This is a genomic window from Siccirubricoccus deserti (assembly GCF_014283215.1).
Classification (GTDB): domain Bacteria; phylum Pseudomonadota; class Alphaproteobacteria; order Acetobacterales; family Acetobacteraceae; genus Siccirubricoccus; species Siccirubricoccus deserti.
Map to the genome: position 1 here is coordinate 1 of NZ_JACOMF010000087.1, position 10149 is coordinate 10149.

11 protein-coding genes and 4 pseudogenes are annotated in these 10149 nt (G+C 65.9%); 10 read left to right on the forward strand and 5 right to left on the reverse strand.

The window, feature by feature from the left end; translation table 11 throughout:
* Positions 1-210 (reverse strand): hypothetical protein (locus H7965_RS30530; RefSeq protein ID WP_222440837.1); only part of this gene is annotated, 210 nt, incomplete at its 3' end.
* Here H7965_RS30530 and H7965_RS26750 point away from each other — a divergent pair.
* From H7965_RS26750 to H7965_RS31385, 4 genes are all read left to right on the forward strand, one after another.
* On the forward strand, positions 196-657 hold the full coding sequence (locus H7965_RS26750) for an ATP-binding protein (RefSeq protein WP_315898712.1): 462 nt from the start codon (positions 196-198) through the stop codon (positions 655-657). The genes H7965_RS30530 and H7965_RS26750 overlap by 15 nt on opposite strands.
* A gap of 184 nt (positions 658-841) precedes the next feature.
* Positions 842-1552 carry an IS6 family transposase gene (locus tag H7965_RS26755; RefSeq protein ID WP_390624622.1) on the forward strand — a complete coding sequence of 237 codons (711 nt, stop codon included), beginning with the start codon at positions 842-844 and terminating at the stop codon, positions 1550-1552.
* Positions 1553-1764: 212 nt separating this feature from the next.
* Positions 1765-2022 carry a hypothetical protein gene (locus H7965_RS26760; protein ID WP_186773601.1) on the forward strand — a complete coding sequence of 86 codons (258 nt, stop codon included), beginning with the start codon at positions 1765-1767 and terminating at the stop codon, positions 2020-2022.
* Positions 2023-2356: 334 nt separating this feature from the next.
* Positions 2357-2485 carry a hypothetical protein gene (locus tag H7965_RS31385; RefSeq protein ID WP_261394400.1) on the forward strand — a complete coding sequence of 43 codons (129 nt, stop codon included), beginning with the start codon at positions 2357-2359 and terminating at the stop codon, positions 2483-2485.
* Positions 2486-2523: 38 nt separating this feature from the next.
* Here the strand turns inward: H7965_RS31385 and H7965_RS26770 are convergent.
* Positions 2524-3239, reverse strand: a pseudogene (locus H7965_RS26770) (IS6 family transposase).
* Positions 3240-3292: 53 nt separating this feature from the next.
* Between H7965_RS26770 and H7965_RS26775 the strand changes: the two are divergent.
* Positions 3293-3454 (forward strand): hypothetical protein, encoded by a 162-nt coding sequence (locus tag H7965_RS26775; RefSeq protein ID WP_186773602.1) that lies wholly within the window; start codon positions 3293-3295, stop codon positions 3452-3454.
* A 160-nt stretch (positions 3455-3614) separates the two neighbouring features.
* Positions 3615-4100 carry a cupin domain-containing protein gene (locus H7965_RS26780; RefSeq protein WP_186773603.1) on the forward strand — a complete coding sequence of 162 codons (486 nt, stop codon included), beginning with the start codon at positions 3615-3617 and terminating at the stop codon, positions 4098-4100.
* A gap of 13 nt (positions 4101-4113) precedes the next feature.
* On the opposite strand, the gene H7965_RS26785 is transcribed toward H7965_RS26780, so the two are convergent.
* Positions 4114-4281, reverse strand: a complete 168-nt coding sequence (locus tag H7965_RS26785) for a hypothetical protein (protein WP_186773604.1) — start codon at positions 4279-4281, stop codon at positions 4114-4116.
* Between the two features lie 170 nt (positions 4282-4451).
* On the opposite strand from H7965_RS26785, the pseudogene H7965_RS26790 reads away from it, so the two are divergent.
* Positions 4452-5400 (forward strand): annotated as a pseudogene (locus H7965_RS26790) (IS5 family transposase).
* Positions 5401-5707: 307 nt separating this feature from the next.
* The gene (locus H7965_RS26795) at positions 5708-6061 is read left to right on the forward strand and encodes a hypothetical protein (protein ID WP_186773607.1); all 354 of its coding nucleotides are present in this window, start codon (positions 5708-5710) and stop codon (positions 6059-6061) included.
* On the opposite strand, the pseudogene H7965_RS31830 reads toward H7965_RS26795, so the two are convergent.
* Positions 5951-6433: pseudogene (locus H7965_RS31830) on the reverse strand (transposase); the annotation flags it as partial. The gene H7965_RS26795 and the pseudogene H7965_RS31830 sit on opposite strands and share 111 nt — an antisense overlap.
* A 119-nt stretch (positions 6434-6552) precedes the next feature.
* On the opposite strand from H7965_RS31830, the gene H7965_RS26800 reads away from it, so the two are divergent.
* On the forward strand, positions 6553-7794 hold the full coding sequence (locus H7965_RS26800; RefSeq protein ID WP_186773605.1) for an ABC transporter substrate-binding protein: 1242 nt from the start codon (positions 6553-6555) through the stop codon (positions 7792-7794).
* A 134-nt stretch (positions 7795-7928) separates the two neighbouring features.
* Here H7965_RS26800 and H7965_RS26805 read toward each other — a convergent pair.
* Positions 7929-8897 (reverse strand): annotated as a pseudogene (locus H7965_RS26805) (IS5 family transposase); the annotation flags it as partial.
* A gap of 953 nt (positions 8898-9850) precedes the next feature.
* Between H7965_RS26805 and H7965_RS26810 the strand changes: the two are divergent.
* On the forward strand, positions 9851-10147 hold the full coding sequence (locus H7965_RS26810) for a hypothetical protein (RefSeq protein WP_186773606.1): 297 nt from the start codon (positions 9851-9853) through the stop codon (positions 10145-10147).
* Positions 10148-10149: the final 2 nt, after the last annotated feature.

The following is a 10149-nucleotide window of genomic DNA, read 5'->3' on the forward strand; positions in this document are numbered from 1 at the left end:
CTCGGCCGGGTCAGCCGAGAACGATGGCGCGACCTCCGCCAGCGCCTTGAGCCGAGGCGTCTCGCCCGAACCCTGCGCACCCGCTTTCGCCGCGATCCAGCAGGATATCTCGCCGCACTCGAGCACCGAGCATGCCAGCAAGCTTTGCCAACCTAGAAAAAGGGCGCCAACCTGCTGGCCTTCGGGCCACCCGGCATCGGCAAGAGCCATCTCGCCGCCGCCCTCGGCTATGCCCTGGTCGACAACGGCTTTCGTGTGCTGTCCGCCCGAACCACCGATCTCGTCCAGAAGCTGCAGATGGCCAGGCGTGACCTGCAGCTCGAGGCCGCCATCGCCAAGCTCGACAAGTACCACCTGCTGATTCTCGACGACATCGCCTACGTCACCAAGGATCAGGCCGAGACCAGCGTGGTCTTCGAGCTCATCGCCGCCCGCTACGAACGCCGCTCGATGTTCATCACCGCCAACCAACCCTTCGGCGAATGGGACCGTATATTCCCCGACCAGGTGATGACGCTGGCCGCCGTCGACCGCCTCGTCCACCACGCCACCATCTTCGAGATGAACGTCGAGAGCTACCGCAGGCGTGCCGCCGTCGAGCGAAAGCGCGGGCCAGGCCGTCCGCCTACCCGCGCGACAATCAACGCCTCAGCCTGATTGTCGCGCGAAGCCCGAATCCTCTTGCCTCACCGCCGCGCCGCGACAATCATCCACACGCCGCGACCTCAGTCTCTCATCCTGATTGTCGCGCGCCTCGCTTCCAGATTGTCGCGCTACAGTTTGCCCCAGCCTTGGGAGCAGACCATTCTCGGGTATGGTGCGGGATCATCGACTGCGGAAGCTGAAGGCCGATGTGGCCTTCAAGGGCCGGCACTTCACCGCCGAGGTGATCCTGTGGGCGGTTCACTGGTACCTGATGTTCCCGATCAGCTACCGCGACCTGGAACTCATGCTGCAAGATCGCGGTGTCAGCGTCGACCACACGGCGGTGTTCCGCTGGATACAGGCTTATGCGCTCGATCTCGAGAAGCGGGCCCGGCCAAGCCTACGCTTGTCGAATGGCTCATGGCGCGTTGACGAGACCTACATCCGGGTGAAGGGGCGCTGGACCTACCTGTACCGCGCGGTCGACAGCCGTGGCCAGACCATCGACTTCCTGCTCGCCGCGAAGCGAGATGCGGCGGCTGCGAAGCGGTTCTTCCGCAAGGCGCTGCAGCAGCCGCACACGGCGAACCCGCGCACCATCACGGTCGACAAGAACCCGGCCTATCCGCGCGCGATCGCTGGGATGAAAGCAGACGGCGAATTGTGGCGGCGCTCTCGGCTACGCCAGGTCAAGTACCTCAACAACATCGTCGAACAGGATCATCGGCGCGTGAAGCGCCTGGTCCGGCCGGGGCTGGGTTTCGGCGGCTTCCACACAGCACGACGAACGCTGGCAGGCTACGAGGTGATGGCGATGATGAGGAAGGGGCAGGTCAGGAAGGTTGGCGCACGTGACATGGCGGCTCAGGCCCGCTTCGTCGCCGAGCTGTTCCCGATCGCCGCTTGAAACGCGCTGATCCGCCCCGCGCCGGTGCTTCGCATACCCATCGGCGGCATCTGCAACACAACCCCTTTTTCGGTAGACCCGCAGTTTTTACGACTCTTTTAACTTTTGAGTGAATACAACCCACAGCGCAGCATCAACGAACATTATACGAGGACTGGCAGACGATGTGCGAACCAACCGTCCGGGCAAACGCCCGTATGCGTAAGCGTCAAATGTGGCTCCTCCGCGTCATCGAAGCGGCCGGATATAGCGCGGACTCCTACAGCGGGCGTGGCATGTATGGCCGCAAGTGTATAGCGGTCTTCACCGATGGCATTGGCGATGGAGGGTATAGGGGGGCGCTTGCAAGCATAGTGGAGGCCGCGGAGGACTGTGCCGAGGCAGCCGCGATCTTGCGCGGCATCGTTACGGACGAGTGGGGAAAGAATGGGACCGTCATCTACTGGCCCGATGTCGAGTGGCTGGAGTGACCGGGCACCCTGTTGCACGGATCACCCGGCTGGACGGCCTTGGGTAGGGGGAACGAAGAAGGCTACGCCTGGATCGAGGATGAGCCTGGCCCACCGTGGTGGCGCCGCTTATTCGGTCGGCGAAGCTACTAGCTCGGCCCAAGCGGACTGGATCGTCCGCCGCAGATCGCGCGATGCCGCCAAGAGTGTTCGTCGCAGAGGCAAGGCGATGCCCCAGAGCTACCGGCGGGCCCTTTGACGGGAAGGGGAGCCATTCCTCCTCGGAGGCGCTGAAGGGTTTGCGGCGGTTCCCCTGTCCCGGGCGGGGCGCGAGTCGGCCGACAAGGAGACCGACATGGCTCACGCACTGCAGGATCTCGCTGCCGCCGGCGTCGCGGTCTGGCTCGACGACCTCAGCCGACCTCGTATCATCTCGGGGAGCCTGGCCGGTTCTGTTGCAAAGTTTGCGGTCGATTGCGAGTGACCGCGGCAGGCGGCAGATCAGGCGGCGATCTGGAACAACTAGGCGATGAAGCTGGCCTGGGCCTGCATATCGCGTCCGCCAATCCGCCGAACCTGCCCCTTCCTGACCATCGCCATCACCTCGTAGCCCGCCAGCGTTCGTCGCGCCGTGTGGAAGCCGCCGAAGCCAAGGCCCGGTCTGACCAGGCGTTTCAGGCGGCGGTGATCTTGCTCGACGATGTATTCAAGAACTTGGCCTGGCGTAGCCGCGAGCGCCGCCAGAGCTCGCCATCCTGCTTCATCTCCGAGACGGCGCACGGGTAGGCGGGGTTCTTGTCCACGGTGATGGTGCGTGGGGTGACCGTGTGCGGCTGCCCGAGCGCCTTGCGGAAGGATCGCTTGGCCGCCTCGGCATCCCGATTGGCCGAGAGCAGGAAGTCGATGGTCTGGCCGCGGCTGTCCACCGCGCGGTACAGGTACATCCAGCGGCCTTTCACCTCCACATACGTCTCGTCGACTCTCCACGAGCCGTTGCTCGGACGCAGGTGCGGCCGGAGCCGCTTCGCAATCTCCGGCGCATAGGCCTGGATCCAGCGGAAAAGGGTGGTGTGGGCGACCGCGACGGCGCGGTCGGCGAGCATGAGCTGGAGGTCGCGATAGCTGACCGGGAACATCAAATACCAGCGGACCGCCCACAGGATCACCTCGGCCGTGAACTGCCGCCCCTTGAAGCACTGATCCTGCCGTGCCCGGTCAATCCGCCGCCGCTTCGCCATGCTCCAAAGTGTAGCCGGTCAGTGCGGACGTGCAAGGACGCAACAGAACCGCAATGCCCGCAGTTCCCATCTTCAAACTCGAGCAGTGGCGGCACAAGGAAGACGTCGCCCTCGACGGTACGCTCAAGGAGCGCGAGGCTGATGCCGCCCGCATCAAACTCGACCGCCATGAAGCGCATCGGCGAACTCAGCCCGCGCCGCTTGGCTCCACATGAGCCAGAAGCGCGCTGCATAGTGCCCACACGCTTCCAGCGAACCGGGTCCGGTACACACACTTGACATCCTGCCTTAGCGGGGACATCCGCCCAGCGTTCACCGCCTGCCGTGGCAGGTGCCCCTCCCTTCAATTCACGCATGCCACCCACAAGGACCGCCATGATCCTGCGCCTTACCGCTCTTGCGCTCGGCCTGAGCTTCGCCGCGGCGAATCCCTTGACCGCCCAGACCGCCGATCCCCATACCGGCCACCATGGAGCGCGCCCGTCGGTGAGCACCGTCAACGGCGCCGTTCCGCCCGGCATCATTCGTGGGCTTGAGGAGGTGACGGTGGTGCTCGACACGCTTACCTCGGACGGGCAGCGCCTCGTGATCACGCGGGGTATCCGCCGGGCTGGGACACGGGTCGGCATCCATGTTCACCAGCATGGCGGCCACACCTGCGTGCTGTCCGGCACGATCACGGATTTCGTCGAAGGCAAGCCCAACTCGGTCTGGCCGGCGGGTACATGCTACTACATGCCCGCCAACACGCCGATGTCGGCCGCCAACCTAGGCACCGAGGACGCCGTGCTGATGGACACCTTCCAACTGCCGCCTGGCGCACCGACAATCACGATCGTGGAGCCGGGCGCGGGACAGTGATCGCACGGAGAGCTTACCCCGCGAAGGGGTTCCTGAGCACGATCCTGTTGCCTCGGTCGAGCGAGGTGGAGGGCATCATCACCGGGGCCTCCACCAACTCCTCGATGCAGCGGATATACTTCAATGCCTGGGCCAGCAACTCGCCATAGCTGCGCTCGCCGCGCGTCGAGCTGGGGTTCATCGCTTTGGGTGACCTTGTTCACCATCGTGGCCCTTGCGGCGACTAGGATGCCCTGCGCGTGACGGAAGGTTCGCGCTGTATTGGCACTTTGTTGCAGGGATCGGGTAGCGGGGTGCCTCGGAGTAGGATGAGGTCGGGCAAGTCCCCTCCATCTTTCAGGGACACCCCTCTTGCCGTTCAAAATGCTTGCCGATCGTCGACACCGGATCCCCAAGCAGCGGCACCGGGTGACGAGCTGTGCCGCCTACGACGCCGGCTTGCGCGTTCGTGGCAGCTTGACCCTCTGGTTCACGGAAGGCGGTCGCGGCCTGGAACGCTGAGGCGCGCACCACTCGTGGCGGGCAGCCGCGCTACTCGAGCTTGGTGATCGCCACGGCGCTGACCCTGCGGGTGGTGTTCCGCCTAGCCCTGCGCCAGACCGAGGGGCTTATTGGGTCCATTCTGCAGCGCCTCGGTCTCGACCTCGCCGTGCCCGACCACACCACCCTGAGCCGCCGAGCCGAGACGCTGGAGGTGCCGCTGCGGGGGGCAAGCTCGCGTGCAGGTCCGGTGCACCTGCTGGTGGACAGCACCGGCCTTCAGCTGTGCGGAGCCGGTGAGTGGCTCGTCGAGAAGCATGGGACGCGAAGGCGCCGGTGGTGGCGAAAGCTCCACCTCGCCACGGACGCCGACACCGGCCGGATCAAGGATGCCGACGACGGCTCCCAGGTCGGCCCGCTGCTCGACCGGGTCCATGGTCCCGTGGCGCCCTTCACCGCCGGCGGCGCATTCGACCGCGACGACGTCTACGCCGAGGTTGCCGCACGGCATCCCGAAGCGGCCGTCATTGTGCCGCCGCGCTCGGGCGCGGTGCCGAGCGCCACGTCCGCGACCACGCCGACACAGCGCGATCGGCACATCGCCGCCGTCGCGGAGCGCGGTCGTATGGGCTGGCAGGCGGCGTCCGGCTACAACTGCCGTGCCCTGGTCGAGGTCGATATTGCGCGCTGGAAGCGGGTGATCGAGGATGGGCTGCGCTCGCGCACGAACGGGCGCCAGGCGACCGAGATCGCCATTGCCGGCGGCGCGCTGAACCGCATGCTGGTGCTTGGGCGCCCGGAGTATGTCCGCGTCGCATAACCCGGGTGCGGATAGGGCCTGTTGCGGCGACACCGCCAACCCATGCAACACGGTCGTTGCGCGGCAGGACGCGGGCACCGAGGACGAACTGCCCGCCAGGGGCTGCGGCATTAGTAGTGGCGAGCGAGACCTTGCACCCGAACTCGTACCGGGCCTGCAGCAGCCGGGCGACGAACCCGAGCGGCCCGGCTAAGGCGGCCTGGATGACGGCACTGCCCGCGGTCTCGCGGCCGATGTCGCGGAACAGGCGACCCAGCCAGGTCCGCAGCTGCCGGACCTGCCGCTCCGCGTGGCGGGTGCGCCCCGAATGGATCAGCTTGGCGGCCTCGCGCCGGGCACGCCTGGCCACCCGCAGGTAGGACTGGCGCAGCCGGATCCCGTGCCGCCGGGCCAGCCGCGCCAGGATGTCGATTCCACTCTGCAGCAGTTTGTTGTCGGTCGGGTGCGTCACCGCCTTGGGCTGGACGGTGGTGTCGATGGTCACCCGCCACCGGACCAACTCGCGGCGGAAGCGGACGAAGGCGGCCCGCTCGGGCGTGGGCTCGTGGGCGGCGAAGCCGCAAAAGCGACGGAAGCTGGAGCGATCGTCCAGCGCTTCGGCCAACTTGATATCGGACAGGTCGTGCCAGCTCGTCAGCAGCAGGCCGCGGAAGAAGGCTAGTGATGGCCCGCCAAGTTCGCCCGTGGCCGCCGACGAGATGCCGGCCAGATGGCGGCCGATTTCGGCCCAGTCGATCAGCGCGGCAAGGTCCGCCAGCGACGATGCCGCCCGTGGGCCCGGCCGTGCGACGAGGTCCTCCTGCCCGATGCGCCGACGTGCCATCGCCGCCTCCCGCCAAGGTCGCCATGGAATCAGAGCGCGCCCCGTCGCCTCAAGCCGTTCCCGTAAGCGCTGTTCACGCCGTAGTTCGCCACCGCGAGCGCGAGGATTGCCGTCCGCTGCAAAACTGCCACGGCGGCCAGACCGGATGCCTGAGCCCTTCGGATCGCCGGGCTGGCCCATAGTGACGAAGGTACCATCCGTCGGATTCATCCACTGGCTTAGGCGTTCTTGAACGTGCAAAGCTTGGTACCCGGTGCCGCAGGCCCCGAATGGGCAGATGTATTCAGCTGCACCCAAGCCAGACCAAAAATAATATTGGAGAAGTGACGATGGTAACCACAGACTATACTCGCCGGGCCATGTTGGGCGCGGCAGCCGCTGCCGGCGTAAGCATCTCCGCACGCGCCCAGGTGAACGGGACGGGTCGGCCGCGGCTTCGGCTTGGCATCATCGCCGACCTGTCTGGGCCCTATGCCGATCTGAGTCGGCCGTCGGAGGTCTGTGCGCGGCAGGCGTTGGAGGATTTCAATGTCTCCGCCCGTGGCTGGGACGTGGATGTTTTGGTCGCCGACCACCAGAACAAGGCCGATGTCGCTGCGGCGACTGCGCGGCGATGGATCGACCAAGATGGATTGGACGCGCTGGTCGACGTCTCCACCTCTGCCACCTCGCTGGCGGTGAACACGATCGCTCGGGAGAAGAACAAGGTATTCCTGGCATCAGGTCCCGGTACCAGCGACCTGACTGGAGCTCAATGCAGCCCGAATACCATCCATTGGGTGTGGGACACCGCGATGCTGGCGCGCTCCTTGGGCTCCTCGGTCCTACGGCAGGGCGGCGACAGCTGGTTTTTCCTGGGTGCCGATTATGCCTTCGGCCATCAGCTCGCGCGGGATACTACCTTGGTTGTGCAGGGTGGGGGCGGCCGGGTCACGGGAACGGTTTTCCATCCTTTTCCTGGGACGACGGATTTTTCGTCGTTCCTGCTTCGGGCTCAAGCATCCGGTGCCAAGGTGCTGGGGCTCTGTAACGGAGGTGCAGACCTCATCACCTGCGTGAAGCAGGCGCGTGAATTTGGCATTGCCCGCCGGATGAAGATCGTCGGCCTAATGACCTATGACACGATGATCCACTCGATGGGGCTGCAGGAAGCGCAGGGGCTGCAGATCGCCGCGACCTACTATTGGGATCTGAACGACCGCACCCGCGCTTGGCAGGCCCGGGTGCAGCCGAAGACGCCACAGCTGTATCCCAACATGGTGACGGCCGGCATCTACTCATCGACAATGCACTATCTAAAGGCGGTGTCGGACATGGGCGTGGCAGAGGCCAAGCGGGATGGCGCCGCCGTCATCGCCCGCATGAAGGCCATGCCAACCGATGATGACTGCTTCGGGCCAGGCCGCATCCGCGAGGACGGGCGCAAGCTTCACCCAGTCTATCTGCTCGAAGCGAAGAAGCCGGCTAAAAGTCGGCACGAATGGGATTTGCTCAAGGTAGTCGAAACCCTCTCGCCCGAGGATAGCTTTCGTCCGATCGGCGAGGGGGGATGTTCACTGGTGCCCACTTGACGCGGTCGGTGTCATCGATGTCGGAACCCGCCCAACGCTGCTGGTCATGTTTGCGACCAACCCTGGCACTGTCCGTTAGGTCTATTCCCCACTATGTTGCATGGGTCGGCGGCATGGACGCACTGATCCCTACTCGCGTTCGGGTTCATGCGACGCGGACGTACTCCGGGTCCGAGGTCGAGCATGCAGTTCAGCGCGTTGGCAGCGATGGCCACTTCAGTCTCCTGCCGCCCGTCGGTGCGCGCGCGTAGCCCGTTGCCGATGACGCGCTTCCATCTCGAGATGTCGGACTCGACCAAAGCACGACAGTTGTACCCAGACGCCCGCTGCCAGCCCATCCGGCCGCGCTCAGCGGTGCAGCGGAGATGCAGATCCCGCTGTGTCGGCGCGGTCGCCTCGCTCGGCACCGCGCTCGAACGTGGCGGCACGACAACGGCCGCATTTGGATGGCGCGCCACGACCGCGGCGTAGACATCGTCCCGATCGTACGCTCCGTCGCCGGTGAGGGACGTGACCGAACCATTAAGCCGGTCCAGCAGCGGCCCGGTCAGCGAACCGTCGTCGACGTCCTTGTCGGTCAGCAACGGGGCGACGATGCGGCCGGTGTCGGCGTCGGTGGCGAGATGCAGCTTCTTCCAGGCCCGACGCCGCTTGCTGCCGTGCTTCTCCTCCAGCCACTCGCCGGGGCCGCACAGCCGCAGACCAGTGCTGTCCACCAGCAGGTGCACGGGCTCGCCCCCGCAGCGCGGCCGTGACACCTCCAACGTCTCCGCCCGGCGGCTCATAGTCGAATGGTCAGGCACGGCGAGATCCAGGCCAAGCAGGTTCAAGATCGACCCGATCAGCCCCTTGGTCTGGCGCAGCGCCAAGCGGAACACCGCGCGCAGCGTCAGGGCGGTTGCGATCGCCAGGTGCGAGTACTTCGGTTGACCACCTCGGCCGCTGCGCGCCTAGGCTCGCCACCCCTCAATCGCCTCCGCCGTGAACCATATGGTGAGGCTGCCACGGGCGCGCAGGCCGGCACCGTACTCGGCCCAGTTGGTGACCCGGTGCCGCTGCTTGGCAATGTGAGGCCGGCGGTCGGCATCGGTCTTGAACGGCATAGTGGGTGGCCCCTGTGGTCGAGGACCCGCCCCCAGCCCAGCCTACCCGAACACGTCCGATCGGGCGACCCATGCACCAAGGTAACGCGACGGCAGTCAGGTGCGGCGCTCCCATCTACGAGCCAATCCGCGACGGCACCGGCAGCGAAGGCGTAGATGGCCTTGTGCAGCAAATCGATCGCCTGCTCATCCCGCGGCCATGTCCAGGGCGGTGCACCGACGCCGGTCGCGTTCTCCAATGCCTGGTCGTTCAGCAGTCGCAGATTTAGGAACAGGAATGATTCAGCAGGCCCGCCGATGCCACGCTTGCCCATGGCGGCACGCACGACGCCAAGCGCGATGCCCTGGCCCCAATGCATTGCCCAGTTCATCCACGGACGTTCTCGGTCCGGCCGGCGTGGCAGACCGAGCAACCGCTCCAGTGTGTGGGCGGGGACATAGGAGTTTGGACGGCCGGTGAGAGCCTGCTCGGCCTTCTCGGCAACCGTCATTGCTGCAACTCCCGCGGCACCTGCGAGGAGGCCTGACAACAACACGGACCTAGCCACGCGGGGCTCCACCTGTGGCCGCCCGTCGATTGCAAGATCGTGACGGCCAGCATGCCGCCGCGTATCCATCCGCATGCGCTTTATCCCCGCCATTTGATGGAACGGTCGCCGCAGCCCCAACATCGCGGCCTGTACGGGGTTCCAGCAAGGAGATGTACGGTCCGTTGGCCCCAAATGGCGACGCTGATTGGCCACCTTCTCGGGGCCAAGAACGGACAACATCGGGCGCTATGCCCGGCCAGGACGGCTGACGGCGTGCAGCGGCACCGGCAAGTTCACGAAGCCGGGAAAGACGCCGCAGATTTGTACGCGCGAGCGCGCCAGCAGTTATGCCGCAGCGAAGCGGTGAGACCGTCGTATCCCGGAGGCTCTGCATGACAACCCGGCTGAGCGTGAGGCTCGACCTTGAACCGTCAGTGGCAGATCTACGACCCGCGCTTTCCGGACGCCGCGCGGCAGCGGCTGGCCGTGGCGGGGCTCACCCTGTTCAACGACGCGATCCTGCGCGAAGCCTTTGCCCGCGACCTGGCAGTGATCGACCTGCGCCTGATCTGCAGCGATCCGGCGGACTTCGCCAATGCGATCGAACCGTCGGTTCTCGGCGGAGCGAAGATCGCGGCGGAGATCGTGGCGATGGTCACGGCAGGGCCGGTGGCCCAGCGTGGTTTCCGCGTCTTTGCGGGCCGGCAGCGGCGACCATGATC

Coding starts and splice junctions, on each gene's coding strand:
- H7965_RS26760 (WP_186773601.1), top strand. CDS start 1,765: ATGTGGCTCCTCCGCGTCATCGAAGCGGCCGGATATAGCGCGGACTCC.
- H7965_RS31385 (WP_261394400.1), top strand. CDS start 2,357: ATGGCTCACGCACTGCAGGATCTCGCTGCCGCCGGCGTCGCGGTCTGG.
- H7965_RS26775 (WP_186773602.1), top strand. CDS start 3,293: ATGCCCGCAGTTCCCATCTTCAAACTCGAGCAGTGGCGGCACAAGGAA.
- H7965_RS26780 (WP_186773603.1), top strand. CDS start 3,615: ATGATCCTGCGCCTTACCGCTCTTGCGCTCGGCCTGAGCTTCGCCGCG.
- H7965_RS26785 (WP_186773604.1), bottom strand. CDS start 4,281: ATGAACCCCAGCTCGACGCGCGGCGAGCGCAGCTATGGCGAGTTGCTG.
- H7965_RS26795 (WP_186773607.1), top strand. CDS start 5,708: ATGGATCAGCTTGGCGGCCTCGCGCCGGGCACGCCTGGCCACCCGCAG.
- H7965_RS26800 (WP_186773605.1), top strand. CDS start 6,553: ATGGTAACCACAGACTATACTCGCCGGGCCATGTTGGGCGCGGCAGCC.